This window comes from Paenibacillus sp. 1-18, assembly GCF_000520755.1.
Taxonomy (GTDB): Bacteria; Bacillota; Bacilli; order Paenibacillales; family Paenibacillaceae; genus Paenibacillus; species Paenibacillus brasilensis.
Map to the genome: position 1 here is coordinate 1 of NZ_ASSB01000344.1, position 17,514 is coordinate 17,514.

At 48.2% G+C, this 17,514-nt stretch carries 15 protein-coding genes; 6 read left to right on the forward strand and 9 right to left on the reverse strand.

Features of this window, described 5'->3' with window-relative positions; translation table 11 throughout:
• Nucleotides 1–311: S-layer homology domain-containing protein (locus tag L693_RS28425; protein WP_155983908.1), on the forward strand; the 311-nt coding region annotated here is incomplete at its 5' end.
• An 82-nt stretch (nt 312–393) separates the two neighbouring features.
• Here L693_RS28425 and L693_RS0122450 read toward each other — a convergent pair.
• Nucleotides 394–1,884, reverse strand: coding sequence for a sensor histidine kinase (locus L693_RS0122450; RefSeq protein WP_025720151.1), 1,491 nt, complete (start codon nt 1,882–1,884; stop codon nt 394–396).
• Nucleotides 1,881–2,567: a response regulator transcription factor gene (locus L693_RS0122455; protein WP_025720152.1), complete on the reverse strand. Its 687-nt coding sequence runs from the start codon at nt 2,565–2,567 to the stop codon at nt 1,881–1,883. The genes L693_RS0122450 and L693_RS0122455 overlap by 4 nt, the downstream gene beginning before the upstream one ends.
• Before the next feature lie 289 nt (nt 2,568–2,856).
• Between L693_RS0122455 and L693_RS0122460 the strand changes: the two genes are divergently transcribed.
• From L693_RS0122460 to L693_RS0122480, 5 genes are all read left to right on the forward strand, one after another.
• On the forward strand, nt 2,857–5,121 hold the full coding sequence (locus tag L693_RS0122460; RefSeq protein WP_025720153.1) for a glycosyltransferase family 39 protein: 2,265 nt from the start codon (nt 2,857–2,859) through the stop codon (nt 5,119–5,121).
• Between the two features lie 17 nt (nt 5,122–5,138).
• Nucleotides 5,139–6,230 carry a glycosyltransferase family 2 protein gene (locus L693_RS0122465; RefSeq protein WP_025720155.1) on the forward strand — a complete coding sequence of 364 codons (1,092 nt, stop codon included), beginning with the start codon at nt 5,139–5,141 and terminating at the stop codon, nt 6,228–6,230.
• Nucleotides 6,231–6,233: 3 nt separating this feature from the next.
• On the forward strand, nt 6,234–6,656 hold the full coding sequence (locus L693_RS0122470; RefSeq protein ID WP_025720156.1) for a GtrA family protein: 423 nt from the start codon (nt 6,234–6,236) through the stop codon (nt 6,654–6,656).
• The gene (gene galU / locus L693_RS0122475) at nt 6,653–7,534 is read left to right on the forward strand and encodes a UTP--glucose-1-phosphate uridylyltransferase GalU (protein WP_025720157.1); all 882 of its coding nucleotides are present in this window, start codon (nt 6,653–6,655) and stop codon (nt 7,532–7,534) included. The genes L693_RS0122470 and galU overlap by 4 nt, the downstream gene beginning before the upstream one ends.
• Nucleotides 7,535–7,680: 146 nt before the next feature.
• Nucleotides 7,681–8,508, forward strand: coding sequence for a class I SAM-dependent methyltransferase (locus L693_RS0122480; protein WP_025720158.1), 828 nt, complete (start codon nt 7,681–7,683; stop codon nt 8,506–8,508).
• Between the two features lie 161 nt (nt 8,509–8,669).
• On the opposite strand, the gene L693_RS0122485 is transcribed toward L693_RS0122480, so the two are convergent.
• The 7 genes from L693_RS0122485 to L693_RS0122515 all read right to left on the reverse strand — a co-directional run bounded on the left by L693_RS0122485 (nt 8,670) and on the right by L693_RS0122515 (nt 17,511).
• On the reverse strand, nt 8,670–9,416 hold the full coding sequence (locus L693_RS0122485; protein ID WP_025720160.1) for a glycerophosphodiester phosphodiesterase: 747 nt from the start codon (nt 9,414–9,416) through the stop codon (nt 8,670–8,672).
• Between the two features lie 94 nt (nt 9,417–9,510).
• Nucleotides 9,511–10,572 carry a hypothetical protein gene (locus tag L693_RS0122490; protein WP_025720161.1) on the reverse strand — a complete coding sequence of 354 codons (1,062 nt, stop codon included), beginning with the start codon at nt 10,570–10,572 and terminating at the stop codon, nt 9,511–9,513.
• A 24-nt stretch (nt 10,573–10,596) separates the two neighbouring features.
• On the reverse strand, nt 10,597–12,489 hold the full coding sequence (locus tag L693_RS0122495) for an HSP90 family protein (protein WP_025720162.1): 1,893 nt from the start codon (nt 12,487–12,489) through the stop codon (nt 10,597–10,599).
• 418 nt (nt 12,490–12,907) lie between these two features.
• Complete coding sequence (arfA, locus tag L693_RS0122500) at nt 12,908–14,422, reverse strand: arabinosylfuranosidase ArfA (protein WP_025720163.1); 1,515 nt, start codon at nt 14,420–14,422, stop codon at nt 12,908–12,910.
• A 184-nt stretch (nt 14,423–14,606) separates the two neighbouring features.
• Nucleotides 14,607–16,208: a S8 family serine peptidase gene (locus L693_RS0122505; RefSeq protein WP_025720164.1), complete on the reverse strand. Its 1,602-nt coding sequence runs from the start codon at nt 16,206–16,208 to the stop codon at nt 14,607–14,609.
• A gap of 147 nt (nt 16,209–16,355) precedes the next feature.
• Nucleotides 16,356–17,138, reverse strand: a complete 783-nt coding sequence (locus L693_RS0122510) for a hypothetical protein (protein ID WP_025720165.1) — start codon at nt 17,136–17,138, stop codon at nt 16,356–16,358.
• Between the two features lie 97 nt (nt 17,139–17,235).
• Nucleotides 17,236–17,511: a peptide maturation system acyl carrier-related protein gene (locus L693_RS0122515; protein ID WP_025720166.1), complete on the reverse strand. Its 276-nt coding sequence runs from the start codon at nt 17,509–17,511 to the stop codon at nt 17,236–17,238.
• Nucleotides 17,512–17,514: the final 3 nt, after the last annotated feature.

A 17,514-nucleotide genomic window follows, 5' to 3' on the forward strand; every position in this document is an offset into this window, starting at 1 on the left:
GCCGCAACAACAACAAGTTTGATCCGAACGCTCATATCAGCCGTCAGGAAGTTGCTGTCATACTGGGTAAAGCTGTAGACCTGCTTCAAATTAAAGCAGCCGTCGATGGCCCTACACGCACACCGTATCATGATGCTTCATCTTTTGCAGGCTATGCCAAGGACAGCATTGAAAAAGTGAGTGCAGCAGGTATTATCAATGGAGAAACGATTCAAAGCTCCTCCTATTTCAAGCCGAATGCACCTACAACACGCGAGGCATCCGCCAAGGTGCTGCATGTACTTTTACAAAAAGCTGCACTGATTAACTAACAACACAAAAGCCTCCCGAGCCGTGTACAAGCAAAGCTACGGTTCGGGGGGCTATTTTTATGCTGCTCCGTCATGTGCAATACTATACCGTTCCCGATAAAGGCAGCGTTACTTTGAATACACTGCCAATTTCCAGTGTACTTTGGGCTGTGATGTTTCCGCCGTGCGCCTCCACGATAGACTTTGTAATAGCCAAGCCAAGACCCGCTCCACCTGAGCTGCGTGTACGTGATTCATCTCCACGATAAAATCGCTCAAAAATCCGCTCCAGCTGCTCCTGACTCATGCCTGGTCCGTTATCACGAATTTGGATATCTGCCAACTTCTTGCCGGCGGACAAATTCACATGGATCACACCTTTCTCCAGATCCGTATGCTGAACAGCATTGTGAAATAGATTGAGCACCACCTGCTTGATTTTGTCCCCCTCTGCCAGCACCCGCACATCTGCCGTCATATCAAAAACCACCTTACGTGTGCCTGCCAGCATTAGCAGCTGTGGTTTCATTTCCAGCATCAGCTCATCCAACGATATGTCTTCCAGCTTCAACTCCGGTGTTCGGTCCAGCTTAGCCAACAACAATAAATCAGAGACTAGCTTATTCATCCGCTTGGATTCTCCATACATACTTTCTAGTGCGGACTGAAGCTGCTTGGGATTGGCTGCCGCCCCGCGAAGCAATACCTCCAAAAAGCCGTGAATCGACGTAAGCGGGGTTCGCAGCTCATGAGAAGCATCCGCTATAAAGCGCCTCATCTGCATCTGCAATTCCCGTTCAGCAGTAAAAGAATGCTCTAGCCGTTCCAGCATTCCGTTAAATGAAACCGCCAAGCGATCCACTTCATACTGCCCCTGATCAGCGTCGAAGCGCTCGGCCAAATTGCCGGCATCAATACGTTTGACCGCCTCGACCATCCCCGAAAGGGGTACCAACGTGCGGCGCAGCACAGGAAGCATGAGCGCCAGACCAATGGCAAGCGCAATCAGTGACAATAAAATAAAAGTACGAAGCTGATTAATCAGCTGCTCCTGCATGGAAGTCGTGGATACACCCATTTGAAGTAAACCTGACGAACGGTCAGGTGGACCAAGCGGGCGGAACACAACCAGTTGCTCATTCCCTTGAGAGTCCGTGACCAATTGATAGCCATGGCGCATACGCCTGCTCTGCTGCATCGCTTGATACTGCTCAGCGGTGAGACGCGGTGGGTTAAGTCCATTTTCACTGGATAAGCTCCGAAAGGTTCCGTCTGTGTCTATAGATGCGAGCGACATATCCGACCAAAACAAAAACGGCCCCGGTCGACTATCCCTCCGATTAATTCCTTCCTGGGGAGCAGTTCCTCCGTTCTGCTCTTCGGAGTCCCTGATCAATAAATCAGCAGGAATTGAGTGTAACTGCGCCCTCATAGCGTCTGCGCGACTGCGATACAGAAAATCCTTCATCAGAAAATATTGTAGAAAACCGATCAATACGAGCAGCAGAGCCAAAATAAGTAAGGTTCTGGCCAAAAGCTGGGACCGGAGAGAACGGAGAGCATATTTTCTCCGATTTTTGCCCCCCGCCTTCATAGCAGGTCCACCCGGTACCCAACACCGCGTAGCGTACGAATGACTCGGTGTTCTTTGTCTTTAAGTTTTTCACGCAACGAGCGGATATACACTTCAACAATATTATCCTCGCCTCCAAAATCGTAGCCCCACACCCTGTCTAAAATACGACTTTTACTCAATACAATGCCGTGGTTCAGCACCAGAAACTTCAATAGTTCATATTCGGTAGGCGACAACTCCAGCACCTGACTCTGATAGCGAATCTCCTTACGTCGGTCATCCACTTGAAAGGGTCCATGAACCACTTCCCCCAGCAAATCGGGAAACTGATTGCGCAAACGCGCTTCAATGCGAGCCAGCAGCTCATTAAAACTGAAGGGCTTTACGACATAATCATCTGCACCGAGCTTTAAGCCTTTCACCCGATCATCTACATCATCCTTGGCTGTCAGCATAATGACCGCAATGTTATCCTCCGTCTCCTTGAGACTTTGGCATACCTCGAAGCCGTTCATTTCAGGCATCATGACATCCAGCACCGCTACATGCGGACGAAACTCCCTTGCCAGATCAACCGCATCACTCCCATTCCCGGCGGTTTTGACTTCATATCCTTCATTAATAAGTCCAAGCTCTAAAAATTGCAAAATATGAGGCTCATCGTCAGCCAGCATAATTTTAACTCCGTGGATTGGATTCATGATTCATCTTCCCTTTCATAACATTGCATTTTTCCCCATATAAAAAGTCGGTTTATATTTGCCTGTATCTAATATACCTGAATCCCACCGTAAAAAAAGTACCTCTGATAAGCTTTCAGCTAACGTTCAGGGAGCGCTCATAACCAATTAAGGTACGTCTGGCATGATAATAGCAAGCCGGTAGTTCACCGGGCCAAGATCAGAAGCGACTGGTCATTCCGCAGTCCTGAAGATAGCGGCTAGAACAACGGAATAAACACAAAGAATTTTCACAGGGAGTGGAATGTACATGATTAAAAACTGGTTTAAAAGCAGGGCGGATATCCCCCTGATCATCACCATGTTGATATCTGCATTTTTGAATGGATACAACATCTGGCAAGACAAATACGCCAACACCTACTACACGACGGCCGTAGCGAGTATGCTAGAGAATTTTCACAACTTCTTCTTCGCCTCACTCGATTCTGCCGGGTCGGTAACGGTAGACAAACCGCCTGTTGTGTTCTGGCTTCAGACCGCGAGCGCCTATATATTCGGGCTTCACGGCTGGAGCGTTATTCTGCCGCAAGCACTGGCTCAGGTCGGGTCGGTATTGCTCGTATACCTGCTCGTGAAACCGAGCTTCGGTACGATAGCCGCTCGATTGGCCGCCTTCGCTATGGCAACCACACCGATAGCAGTAGCGGTCAGCCGCACGAATAACATCGACGCTATGCTGGTATTCACCTTGTTGCTTGCGACATGGCTTTTGTTCAGAGGCATTAAAAATAGCAAAACCGGGCTGATCCTCGCGGCTTTCGCAGTCGTAGGCATCGCCTTTAATGAAAAAATGCTACAAGCCTACATGATCGTTCCCGCTTTTGGACTATTTTATCTGCTGGCCTCCAAGTTTAACTGGAAGCGAAAAGCGGTAACCCTGGCAGGTTCGGCCGTTATTCTCCTGATCGTGTCGCTCTCCTGGGCAGTTGTGGTGGACTCCACCCCGGCAGACCAACGCCCATATATGGGGAGCAGCGGTACAAACTCTGTACTGAATTTGGCCTTTGGCTATAACGGTCTGTCCCGTTTGACAGGGGATCGGGGGACAGGCGGTGGACGTGGCGACCAAAACTCGGAGTGGAAACAAAGGGCTTCAACGAATAGCAGCAAGTCAAATTCGGATCAGACGCAGACAACTGCATCATCGGACGGTACTACAGCAACTGTCGACACGGGTACAAACAACATGGCAGCAGGCGGATTCGGTGCAGGTGGCCACATGCCGCCGGGCGGATTTGGTAATAACGGTCAGGGCGGCCCTGGTGGTGGACCTGGCGGGAATTCCAGTGGCGGCATGTTCGGCACGGGTGAAAAGGGACCTTTACGGTTGTTCCAGTCTGCGCTGTCAGGTCAGGCCAGCTGGCTGCTTCCATTCGCATTGATTGCTTCGGTCGGCCTGCTTGCAAGCATTCGCCGTCGTCATATGACACAAAAGCACAGAGAGGTCATCTTCTGGTTGGCTTGGCTGCTTCCCGCCGCTGCATTTTTCAGCGTAGCCGGTTTCTTTCATCAATATTACCTAATTATGCTCGCTCCACCGATTTCAGCGCTCTTCGGAGCCGGATTCGTAGAATTGTGGAAGCAGTATCGTGAGCGCTCCAATTGGCTCTCCTGGCTGTTACCCGTCGCGGTATTGGCAACCTCGGTATTTAGCTGGTTTGTTTTGCAAAATTACAACAAGACCATCGGCAGCGGCTGGTCCATCGGGGTATTAATTCTGGGGATCATGGGCACAGCGTTACTGGTAATAGCCCGACTGAAATCAGAGAAGTTCACGAGATTTGCCATCATTGCAAGTGTACTTGCAATGTTCATCGGCCCTGTGTACTGGGCATTGACGCCAATTACCTACGGGCTTAACAGCATGATTCCACAAGCCGGACCGTCTCAATTTGGTGAAGGTGGTGGCGGAATGCCAGGAGGTCATTTTGGCAACCGCGGCCAGAGCGCCAATGGTCAAGCAAATAGTCAAAACACAGGAACAAGCACAGACAGGGAACATAGATCTTCTACCCGCTTCAGAGGAATGGGTGGACCGAACGGAAGTCATAGCTTAGACAAAAAAACGTTGAGCTATTTGCAGCAGCATAACACAGGTGAAACCTACCTTTTCGCAGCAAGCAATTATTCAACAGCTGCTCCTTACATGATTGAAGCTGGACAAAAAGTGATTATTATGAACGGCTTTGTATCCTCCGATCCGGTGTATACCGTCGATAAGATCAAGGCGCTGGTCGAAAGTGGTCAAGTGAAATACTTCATGATCAATGGTGGTGGCGGCGGCAGACCGGACAGCGGTAACTCCGAGGTCACCGCATGGATCAAAGAGCACGGCAAACTAATCCCTACAGATGAATGGAAAACAACAACTGGCGAAGCAAGTACAGATGCTCAAGCATCCAACAGCGGAAACGACAAAACGAGCAGTAATTCGATTGCTCAGGATGGTCAAGGTGGACCTGGCGGAGACGAACGTGGCGGAAGCGGTACTTTATACGAAATCACATTATAAATAGGGAGGAATTACTCATGAGTGAACAAATTCGTTATTCCATAGTTATTCCGATGTACAACGAGGAAGCCGTCATTACAGAAACCTATCGGCGGCTAAAACAAGTTATGGGCTCGATGGGAGAGCCCTACGAGCTGATCTTCGTAAATGATGGGAGCTCGGACCGCAGCGCCCAGCTCATCAAGGAATTCAGTCTCAGAGATGACACCATTGTACTGATTGATTTTTCCCGCAATTTCGGTCATCAGCTGGCCATTACTGCCGGGATGGATTATGCGGTGGGAGAGGCGGTGGTCGTCATTGACGCCGATCTCCAGGACCCACCCGAGCTGATTGTTGAGATGGCTAACAAATGGAAGGAAGGCTATGAAGTCGTCTACGCCAAACGGCTAAAACGCAATGGCGAAACTCGCTTCAAGAAATGGTCGGCCAGCCTCTTCTACCGTGTGCTCAAAGCATCCACGGACATCAATATCCCGGTGGACACCGGGGACTTCCGCCTGATGGACCGCAAGGTTATAGATGAATTAAAGCGACTGCCGGAAAATAACCGATTTGTCCGTGGACTGGTCAGCTGGATCGGCTTCAAGCAAACGGCTGTTGAATATGAGCGTGATGAACGACTCGCAGGCGAAACCAAGTACCCGCTGAAACGCATGATCAAGCTCAGTCTGGACGGGATCACCTCCTTTTCGATTAAACCGCTCAAGCTGGCAGGCTATATTGGAGCACTCCTGTCGATGTCCGGTTTCCTGTATCTGATGTACGTGCTATTCCTCAATTTTTTCACCGATTCCTACGTGATGAGGGGCTGGTCGTCCATGATTAGCATCAGCCTGATCTTTGACGGTGTCATCCTGATCATTCTCGGTATTATGGGTGAATATGTAGGGCGAATATATGATGAAACCAAAGCCCGTCCGCTCTACATTGTACGTGAGCATCTGGGTGGACAATACGAAAACGGACCAACCCATGCCATGAAGGCTCCTGAACAACGTGACTCCCTCTACATGCAAGGAGCCCGGGACAGTCTGATCTCTGCCGGACGCACTATACGCGGCAATAGCGCAGTATATACCGGGTCCAAATCCGGGCATGGAGCATAGCTCATGAAAAGTCGCATAGCCCCACTGCTTCCTATAATCCGTTTTGGTATGGTAGGACTGGTTAATACGGGTGTAGATTATATCATTTTTATGCTGCTGGCCTGGGCCGGAGTTCCCGTCCTGATTGCGCAGATCGTTTCGTATAGCTGCGGCACAGCCAACAGTTATATTCTAAACAGCAAATGGACATTCAACAAACAACGATCAAACGATACTCATAAAAGTCAATTACCCAAATTTATTGCCATCAACCTGATTGTATTGGGTCTAACCGCCTTATTATTGCAACTGCTTCACACTGGAACCGAGCTGCCCCTTGCCCTATGCAAGCTGATCGCTACCGCAGCCGGAATGATCATTAATTATATCGGGAGCCGATACTGGGTATTTGGTTCCCCATCCCGAAAGGAAAGTGAATCTCTGTGAGAAAAATTACAAAAGCCGTTATTCCAGCCGCCGGACTAGGAACCCGTTTCCTGCCTGCTACAAAGGCACTACCTAAAGAGATGCTTCCAATAGTCGATAAACCGGCTATTCAATATATCGTAGAAGAAGCCGTCAAATCCGGGATTGAAAGCATCATTATCGTCACGGGTCGCAATAAAAAAGCCATCGAGGATCATTTTGAGAAGTCTGTGGAATTGGAGCAAGTGCTGGAGAGCAAAGGCAAGTACGACCTTCTGCGCGAGGTTCAAAGCATTGGGGGCAAAGCAGTCGTTCACTATATCCGTCAAAAGGAGCCCCTTGGCTTGGGACATGCGGTACGCTGTGCTCGTCAGTTCATTGGCGACGAGCCCTTCGCTATATTGTTGGGCGATGATATTATGAATTCCTCTACCCCGGCAATTCGTCAAATGATGGATGTTTACGAGGCGACGGGCAAGCAAGTGGTCGGCGTGCGCACGGTGGAAGAACAAGATGTGAGTAAATACGGCATTATTGACTCTACCCGCCAGAAGGGCCTTATTCACGAGGTCGCCGGACTTGTTGAAAAACCATCCCCTGCTGATGCTCCTTCGCGTCAGGCAGTCATTGGACGGTATGTATTGGAGTCTTCCATTTTCTCCATATTGGAAAACATGTCCACCGGGGCAGGTGGTGAATATCAGCTGACAGACGCCCTCCATCAGGTGGCATTACAGAACCAGCTGCTTGCACTAGAACTGGAAGGCACACGCTATGATATTGGTGATAAGGCTGGATATTTGGAAGCCGTTCTCCATATGGGTATGCAGCGCGAGGATTTGCGTCCAATGCTCGACTCCATGATACGCGAGTGGGCGCTTGCTTCAATGATAAAATAGGGAAATTTCCCCCTCCGAAATCCGATGGTTACTGTGCAATCACGACAGTAGATGGATAAGCATATAAAACTGTACAATGTAAGAGTACAGCAGCATCGGAATCTGCTCGGCCCCACCCGGTCGAGGCAAAGGAGAGAAAAGCCCTTATGATACCTGAAGGAAATCTGCAAAGTAACGTGGACCGTTTTAATGGTTTTGCCGACAAGTACGATCAACACCGTCCGGAAGCACCATCGCTCGTCGTGGAAATCATTAGCCGCTATCTGGAACGAAACGTGGAGCTTGTCGCCGATATCGGCTGTGGTACAGGGCTTTCGACCTTCATATGGAAAGACGTGGCTCGGCAGATCGTCGGGATCGAGCCTAACCCGGACATGAGAGGAATAGCTCAGCGTAAGCTGGAGGCAGCAGGAACGACAACAGCAGCAACCATCTCCTTCCAAAGCGGGTTCTCCAACAATCTGCCCTTTGAGGATGGAACTGTAGACGTTATCACCTGCTCTCAATCCTTTCACTGGATGAACCCCGAGAGCACGCTCCAGGAAGCGGGCAGAGTCTTGGCTCAGGGCGGCGTGTTCGCAGCCTTTGACTGTGACTGGCCTCCGGTGCTGCAATGGCAGGTAGAGCAGGCTTATACAGAGCTTATCGCCAAAGCGGATGCCATTTTGGAACAGGAAGCTCCTATAGAGCAGCAGGCCCATAAATGGAACAAGGATCAGCATTTGTCGAATCTACACCGCAGCGGGCAATTCCGTTATACCCGGGAGATTGTCTTTCACAACCGTGAGCAGTGTGACGCTGCTCGCTATACAGGGCTTGCTCTGAGCCAAGGTGGGATTCAGAGTGTCTTCAAACTTGGCAACCGAACACTGGATGACGATTTGGCACACTTTGTGAAACAGGTCGAGGATCATTTTCAGGGAAAAACACTGGATATCCTGTTCAGCTACCGTATGAGGCTGGGCATCAAGTAGGAAGAATCAGGTTCATCGTAACTTTCATTAGTAACTTTCATTAGTAACTTTTCATTCACGACTTCCCGTTCTTTAGCACAAACTCAAAAAAGACTCTCCTTCGCCTCGTAATCACGAGTGCGAATAGGAGAGACTTTCCACTTCAGTCCAGTCTGCTTTGTTTAGGAAGAGTGGACAGCTAAAATGTGCGCCAACCGATCAGGATAATCCGTAATAATGCCGCTGACCCCAGCTTCCAGCAGGCGCTTCATTTCCTCAGGCTCATTCACTGTCCACGGATGGTAGACTACACCTATGGCCAAAGCCTCAGATACAGCTTCTGGTGTAACGGCATTCTTGTGGGCATGAAGTGCTGTGACCCCAAATTGAGCTGCATACTCCAATGGGCGAACCATAATCTCGACATAGAGCGCACCCGTCCTAGTCTCAGGAGCAAGCTGCGCACAGAGCGCCAGCGATTCGTGATTGAAGCTGGACAGGATCACCCGCTCTTCCAACCCGAAGCGCTTCACGGCAGCAATGACCTCTTCCTCCATACCGGGATAGCGATAAATGCTATTTTTCAATTCAATATTAATCACTGTATCGCTGGACTGCGCAAGCTCCAGCAGCTCATCCAGCAACGGTACCCGCTCGCCCCGGAATTTCTCGCCAAACCAGCCGCCCGCATCCAGTGTATTCAGTTCTTGCAGCGTGATGTCCCTTACATCCAGTGGTGAGCCTGTCGTACGCTCCAGCGATTCATCGTGAATCAGTACCAGACGTCCATCCTTGGTACGCTGCACATCCGTTTCGATACCTGTTGCTCCCAGCTCCAGCGCGTGGCGGAACGCCGCCAGCGTATTTTCAGGACATACCCCCGAAGCTCCGCGATGTGCAAAATTAATCACCTTTTCGGTCACAGTCACGACATAATCCCTCCTGTCAATTCAAACAAGAACATTATACTCACTCATTGTTTGGGCTGTATAAAATAGGGTTGCTGGCAAGCCGCTCTACTTCTTAAGCTGTTTGCAAAATTCGGCCAATCCAGTCGGAATAAAACGTATTCCCGTTCCGCCGATCAAACGCTGCTGCCGCCGACTCCGCCAGAGGTCTGAAATACGCAATGATTTCTTCTAGTGTGCGCTCCTCTTTGCCCCACTCTAAAGTTGCAGGCATCCGCATCAAGCGAAGTTTTCTCGAAGCATCCAGCTTTTGCAACAGCCCTGCCATCGCTGCGTAAAAATACATTTGCTCCAGTCCGCTCTCATAGTCCAACGCCATGTGCAAATGACGCTCCACCACTCCGATTCCCTCCACCGGGTTCGCGATTGTCAAATACTCGATATGCTCCGCTATCGTTTTCAGGAAGTCACGGTCATCGCGAACCAGACGATAGCCTTTACGATGCTGCTCCTTCGCCTGCTCGACCTCCCCCTGACGATAAAGCGGCAATAGCACCTGCGAGAGCGTCACATGCGGCACTTCCGCACATCTCATCCGTCCCGACAAAATCGGTTTGGCCACGGCAAGCGCCTGTTCGTCTTCTCCGGTCAAGTAATAGAACCGCACCATCTGGCTTTGCTCACAGGCTTCACAATCACTCATACTGTCTGACTCAATCTGGCGGAACGTATCCAGATACCGTCGTGCTTCATCCAGTTCACCCATGTCCATCGCGATACGGAACTTATAATAGTAATACGGACGCTCATTATACCCGTATTCGGCATAACGTTTGCGCATATCCTCCGCCAGATCTTCTATTTGAGTCCTCGGTATATTGGAAAAGCTGCATACTTTACCGAGTATCCATTTGTAATTCCACAACAGTGTATCTGCGTCGTATTCCTCTGGATTTTGATCAAATCGACCCAATTGCCATGAAAAAGCGACTAGCGCCTTTAATGGATACCCATTAAAAATAGCGCATTCCAGAATCTCTCCCCGAATTTCATAAGCGAGCTCCTGCAACCCGGAAGTATCCGCCAAACGGGCGGCTTCCTCCAGGATCGCAAGCTTTGCCGCCCCTCCGGGCAGATCCTCCGCCTGTTCCATCAAATCATGTATCGTATCTTCCATGTGGTTCCTCCTATAATGATGCGATTACGTATTTTGTCCGTTCCCTAATCCCCAATTAATAAAATGCAGTACACTCCTGTTCATCAATCCCAGCTCATTGCGGTTCATCGGGTAATGCCCCATCATAAGTGCATTTACATACATCATCTCTGTAGCAGCTGTAATCATCTGCGTATCAGAAGCTTCAAAAATACGCGCCACCACCGGGTTGTTCAGATTAAAATACAAGGTCGAGTAGCCCGCATTCTGCTGGACTCCCGCTTTCAGGCTATCAAGCACGTTGGACAATAGCGCCGTTGTCTCTTCGACGGTGTTTTCCATGGAGCGCAAGGTCAGTGCATCCTGCGAAATAGTATACAGTACAGGCAAGCTCGCAGGCTCAAAACGCTTCAATTCGCTGCGACAGCGCATCGGCTGCAAAGCAGCATCCATCACACGCAGCACACTGTAATACTTATCGTGCTCTTCCTGCGTCAGCCCGGTAAATGAAAGAGATACATCCTCGGGACTAAGCCGCTCTGTCTGCAGTTCAGGGCCAATCCAGTGCAGCTTTTCCAGAATTTCCGAATCATAAATGTAGCCGCCATTGACCACCAACATGGACTGCGCTGCCGCCACATGCGTAATCTGGCGATACTCATCCACGGTCGCTGTGTAATGAAGCGGACGTCCGCCTGCCTCGCGGATCAGCTCACTCAGCTCACGCCGCCCGAATGTGCTTTCAAAGGAAAACCAGCGGTGCATAATGCGCAAAAATTCATCATCCTCGACCGCGAGCGTCTTCATGGACAGTTCATGCAGACGAATCCAGTGTTGCAGGCGATCCGGCTCATATTCCGCCATTCGTAACAGCTCTTCACGAATGCAGGTTCCCAGTTCAGAGCGAACAGCATCAAGCTGCTCATTTTCATAAAAATATTCACGAGATGCCGTTGGCTGCAATTCATCTGTCCAAATCAGGCTTTTAATGAAAAATGCCCATTCCGGCAATACATTTTCCGCTTTGTCGGACACGAGCATATGCTTCAGGTACACCCGATGCAGCCGCTTGCTGTTCAGATTAATGCTGCGAGGCAATATAAATGCAATCCCGCCTGTTCTGCCCGATGCCGTCCGTAGCGGGATAAAATCGCTGAAGCGCTCACCCATCAGACGATACCCCAGATCCAGCACCTCACTACGCCGACTGCGTAGCTGTTCCGGGTTCTGCATCCAGCTCGTCGATGGAAGATTGACCCACTCAGTCTTTCCATCAACAGACAGCAGGACGGGATACGGCAGCAGAGCCCCATAATGAAATAGAGATTCCTTTACCTGTGCCGGCTCATAATAAAGCTCGCTCCCCGGCTTGCAGCGCAAATAAATTTGCGTTCCTGCGGGCAATTCCGTCTCCAAGCGACGGATCGTATACGTCCCGTCCGGCTTCCCTCTCCATTCCATAGAGATGCCTTCCTTTACCGAGCGCGTTAGCACCACAATTTCATCGCTCACCATAAAGCAAGACAGCAAACCAATCCCAAAGCGTCCGATAAATGAAGTCTCTGAGGTCAGCAAATCGGTTCCCTTTTTGGAGGATTGGCCGATAATGGACAGAAAACGGTGAATGTCTTCTTCCGATAGTCCAATGCCGTTATCCTGAATCATCAAAACCTGCTGCTCCCCGGAGCCAGATAGCTCCACAGTTACTTTACCCTCGAAGTCTTTATCTTCTAAAGCTGTAGCTTTTAGAGCCTGCTCTTCCAATACATTACTTTCAGCAGCAGTCCTTCGCAGCTCCTTGCGAGCTGTAATGGCATCTGTTGCATTTTGCAAAATCTCACGTATAAACACCCGTGGACTGCTATATAAATGATTGGCCAAAATATCAATCATACCGCCCAAATTCACCTGAAAACGATATTCGTCCGTCTCACTCATACACACCATTCCTTTCTCGAAATGCCACAACCATCATCTGATGTTGAATCAACCATCTTTTAAAGTATAACGTGGATTCGGATCAGATTACACATGCCGCATTTCAGATATCAATACATTGACAACGATATAACAGGGTCTTTTTTCACATTGAAGACCCGACATAGGGACTAAGTAACTTCATAAAAGTGTATGCAGCATGAGTTTTTAGTTAATAAGCATCAACTTCACCCGGCTAAATTTGGTAATCAAAATAATATTTATATAAAAGTTTGCCCTTTCTTCTAACACCATTTTTACTGAGGGACAAATGACTCATTTTATACAAAAAGCCCGCACTTCTTCTCTTGTAGGTCATTACAAGAGAGAATGCGAGCTTATTTAGCTACAAATAAGACCTACCTATTGCAGAAGAGAATTAATGAGACTTAGCGAGACGAATGACGTTCCACGATGCCTTGCCCAGGTGGGCTTTTACAATTCCATCCTCGAGCTTGGCATTGCCGCCAGTATGAGGCGTAACCTTTTCCCCTGCCGGGCTGTTGGTCGCCTTGAGATCGTCATGCTCCAGTACCGTATGCTCCACAATGCGGTAGCCTGCGAAGCTGCGCACATCCACCGTCAGCTCCAGCGACTCGGACAAGTGACGGTTAACCGCAAAAATGGTCAGAGCGTCTCCCTCTTCATCATAGACCACAGCACTATCCAGATAAGGAATGTCTGTGAAATCCTTGGAATCGTATTTTTCGGAGTCTACCACAGGCATCAACGATATTCCCCGACCATAACGGGATGCATGCAGGTACGGATAGAAAATCGTTTGCTTCCACGCTTTTCCGTTATTTTCGGTCATGATTGGTGCAATAACATTGACCAGTTGAGCCAGACAAGCCATTTTTACACGGTCCGCGTGACGCAAGAACGTAATCAGCATGCTGCCCACCAATAGCGCATCCTCGAAGTTATAGATATCTTCAAGCTGTGGCGGTGCTACAGACCACGGATCAATTTTTTTGTCCGCATCGTTGGAGTGGTACCACACATTCCATTCGTCAAAGCTGAGCATCATTTTTTTCTTGCTGCGTTTCTTTGCTTTAATATAGTCGCAGGTCGAGATGACTGTTTGAATAAAATGATCCATATCCATCGAACGCGCCAGATAATTAGCCGTATCATTGTCGTGGTTGCCATAGTATTGGTGCAGGGAAATATAGTCGGCTACCTCATAGGTATGATCCAGCGTCGTCGCTTCCCATTCCGGGAACGTCGGCATCGTGGAGCTGGAGCTGCCACAGGATACCAGCTCAATATCAGGATCAATCAGCCTCATCGCTTTGGCAGACTCTACAGCGAGACGACCATACTCTTCCGCTGTCTTATGTCCAATCTGCCAAGGACCATCCATTTCGTTGCCAAGACACCATGTTTTGATCTTGTGCGGTTGCTCTACTCCGTGACTGCGACGCAGATCACTCCAGTAGGAGCCGCCCGGATGGTTGCAATATTCAACCAGATTGCGCGCCGCATCAATTCCGCGCGTACCCAGATTTACTGCCATCATAACTTCGAAACCAACATCCTTGGCCCATTTAAAAAATTCATTCGTACCCACTTCATTGGGCTCGACCGTTCTCCATGCCAGCTCCAGCTGTCTAGGTCTGGACGCAACCGGGCCGACACCATCCTCCCAATTGTAGCCGGATACAAAGTTACCGCCTGGATAACGTATAATAGGAACATCAAGCTGTTTTACCAACTCTTTAACATCATTACGGAAACCGCTTTCATCACTAGTGGAATGAGTAGGCTCATAAATACCACCATATACCGCACGCCCGAGATGCTCTACAAAAGAACCATAAATGCGTTTATCGACTTCAGCAATACGAAAAGACTTGTCTACAATCATTTTTGCTTTTACAGCTGCTGCCACCTAAACCATCCTCTCTGAATGCGAAAATAAAATCCGTTGTACCTCTAAGAATAACAAGCCGTTTTATTTACGCTTTCAATATAACACACCATAATTATCATGGTCAACATTATGATTAAATGAGTAATATAATTATTAACTATAATAATAAACGAAAAGAAATTGGTTACGCACTTAATAAATATCAGTTGACCAGCAGTTGTTCTAAACCTGTATAAAAACGACCTATATCGTCCGCGTTTAGATTCGGAAGGAACCATTCTTTCAAATATTCCTGCTCTGTCCGTAAGGATATTTGAATGTTTTCAGCCTCCGCTATCGCCGTCAAAGAAAGCTCAATATCAACGCCTGATAACATTTGTTCTTGGGTGCAATCCGTAATATCCAGAGCCTCTACACACAAAATGACAATATCCGCATACGCGCTATAAGCCATTGTACCAGCAATGCTTATCAGCTTTTGTAGTCCATGGATCGCAGCGGAAGGGGACAAATACTCCATGTCATACAGCATTGCCGCAGGCTGGTCCGCCGCGATCCAGCTTTGGTATTCATCCCGGGCAAAGGACTCTCTCAACACATGCAAAAAATAAAGAATGTCAACGTCCTTGTTATAATAAATACAAATAAGCGGAATGTGAGAATCCTCGATTGCAATAGTCTCCTCCTGTCTCATAAAGAAACGCTCCTCTTGCTGCCACCAGCGCAAATGGCGAGATGAAAAATTCAGCATGGGGATGTGACGTTGTTTTTTAGAGATATGGACGACATGTTTTCCATAACGTATAGCCAATTGCTCCACTTCCTGCAAATCTACCGGCTCCATTTCCCCTAGCAAGACCATCGTATCTGTCAGGTCATCTATCCTTTCTCCAGCTTTATTCGTTGCATTCTGTGGTTCTTGCTCTCGCAGGATTGCTTGTTCAATGACCGCAGCAACTTTAGCATAAGGTAGTTGAGCTTCATATGGAGTCTGAAAATAATAAGGCGCCGCCGATTCAACTACGGAGTCCTGTTTAAACACATATGCGCTTCGTATCCAATCCGGATGCTTGTAGTGCATTACAGGTAATACCGTATCCTGTATTGGGTGATAACTATTCTGGCGGTAACTTTTCTTAAGTAAACTATGTTTTAGCTTTTCTATGGAAGGAATACGCTTGGACTGCTGCAAGAATCTGCACACCTGTGCTGTAACGAATGGAGTGGCATAGCTGTTGCTGTTGGGACATTGTACAACCTCTCCAGTTGCACCCACCAGCTCGTGTCTGGCAAAAGCGGTAAATTCAATACCGCTTGAGAATGCTGTATCAGCATTATATGTATATTGGCCTGCTGCGAGTATGCCGCTACGATCGCAGCGTACTCCAATCACATTAGCAAAAGAGGCCGGATAAGTAAGAAGTCCTCCATTTTGTGCAGCACATACCATAATTAATCCCGCCATAGCTGCATCATTTACAGCTTCCCGCAGCATGCCTCGATCGCGATAATTTATACTTCCCAGGCTGATATTAGCTACCTGCACACCGTGCCGTACACACCAATCCAACGCGGCACATAGCTGCACTGCATTTCCTTTTCTATGGTTCATTATTTTCACACTGCTGATGACCGCATCTGGAAAATACGCTTGTACAATAGCCGCACATAGCGTGCCGTGATTTAGGATACGTCCATCTTCTACGCCTTCATGAGCTATCTCGACGTTATATAATAAACGGGTGTTTAAAAAGCCAGTATTAACCCCGTCGTCAATAATGGCTACATGGATCTTGGCATTCATTTTTTCTCCCCCTGTCCCTTCGGATCGCGAATGAATCTCACGGCTCTATTCGTTCTGGTTAGAGTAAGCAAAGGGTGCTTCTGCGAACGATAGCGTTTGTCTGAAAGCACCCTCCTAATTCAGCAAACCATACACATAATAGCCGGATTAAACTACAATATTTACCTTCGTACCTGCAGTCTTCGCCCCATCTTTAGCTGAGTCCAGATAGGCATGAAGCTCTTGTTCAGTCCACACCCTGTCAGCCTCTGTATTTGCTTCCTTCTCATCCTTTGGTTTATCCCGATCTGTAATTGTCGGCTCGTTGTTCACTGCTTCACTGATACGCTCATTAATTTTCGCAGCGATTTTCATGATATTTCCATCAAGTCCTTCTGCCTTCTCACGCAAAGCCGCTGATTTTGCAGAGTTCGTGCTTTCCCAGCCCTTAGCCTCGCTTGCCAATGTGATTTGTGCCATTTTGGTTACTTTGGCATTCTTCAGCTCATTGTTTGCAGATACAATACTATGCATTGTATAGGTGATCTGACCTTGCCTCTGCTCCTCTGCAGTCTTGGGCGTATATTGTTCCTGTTGACCTGTCTGAGCCTCCTTTTTGCTTTCCTCATCCATGCCTAAAGCTTTTTTTTGTTCTTCCAGTGTCTGCTTTTGAATGTTCTCGTCAATTTGCTGAATCTGCTTATCTATCTCCTCCATTTCAGCCTTTACAGCCTCAGGACCGAGACCACGCTTGAGAGCATTACTTACATAGTCCGAACGCCTCTCCATCAAATTTTGCTTTTGCTCTGTCAATTGTTGAATAATCTTGTTTTGCGGCTTGCCTATACCCTTTCTTTCAGCCTGAGCGGAAACGGGGTGCCGTTGTTCAAGTCGGTTGTTATCTGTGGTGCGGAACGGCGATTGGTGAGATGATGTAAACGATACATTCATCCTAAAACCTCCAATTCTCTTCTAATAAGTGATTCTAGAGGTATATCGGATTTTTTTGTATGTTTTTGTATGTTTTATCATCATTTTCACAAATCCTTCATTCCTTTTCCACTGTTAAGCAACTCTTTATCGTCTCATACAAGCTGTTATATGTAAGCAACCCCCCTCCCAATATACGCTCTTCCGGAATTCGGATAGCGAAGCTTTGTTCGACCTCAAATAATAGATACACCAGATCTCTGGGAAACAACTTCATATCGGGACCCAGTAAAGTAGCCTCTTTATTGATCTCCCCCACCTTTATGTTAAAAAGCTTCCAAAATATATTTTCCAGTTTTACTCCTGCTCCTGTTACATCCTGAGTAAAGTTCATGTT

Excerpts from the sequence above, each read along its gene's own strand:
- L693_RS0122465 (WP_025720155.1), top strand. The coding sequence starts at position 5,139 with ATGAGTGAACAAATTCGTTATTCCATAGTTATTCCGATGTACAACGAG.
- L693_RS0122450 (WP_025720151.1), bottom strand. The coding sequence starts at position 1,884 with ATGAAGGCGGGGGGCAAAAATCGGAGAAAATATGCTCTCCGTTCTCTC.
- L693_RS0122515 (WP_025720166.1), bottom strand. The coding sequence starts at position 17,511 with ATGAACTTTACTCAGGATGTAACAGGAGCAGGAGTAAAACTGGAAAAT.
- L693_RS0122495 (WP_025720162.1), bottom strand. The coding sequence starts at position 12,489 with ATGAGTGAGACGGACGAATATCGTTTTCAGGTGAATTTGGGCGGTATG.
- L693_RS0122490 (WP_025720161.1), bottom strand. The coding sequence starts at position 10,572 with ATGGAAGATACGATACATGATTTGATGGAACAGGCGGAGGATCTGCCC.
- L693_RS0122470 (WP_025720156.1), top strand. The coding sequence starts at position 6,234 with ATGAAAAGTCGCATAGCCCCACTGCTTCCTATAATCCGTTTTGGTATG.
- L693_RS0122455 (WP_025720152.1), bottom strand. The coding sequence starts at position 2,567 with ATGAATCCAATCCACGGAGTTAAAATTATGCTGGCTGACGATGAGCCT.
- L693_RS0122480 (WP_025720158.1), top strand. The coding sequence starts at position 7,681 with ATGATACCTGAAGGAAATCTGCAAAGTAACGTGGACCGTTTTAATGGT.
- L693_RS0122460 (WP_025720153.1), top strand. The coding sequence starts at position 2,857 with ATGATTAAAAACTGGTTTAAAAGCAGGGCGGATATCCCCCTGATCATC.
- L693_RS0122510 (WP_025720165.1), bottom strand. The coding sequence starts at position 17,138 with ATGAATGTATCGTTTACATCATCTCACCAATCGCCGTTCCGCACCACA.
- L693_RS0122505 (WP_025720164.1), bottom strand. The coding sequence starts at position 16,208 with ATGAATGCCAAGATCCATGTAGCCATTATTGACGACGGGGTTAATACT.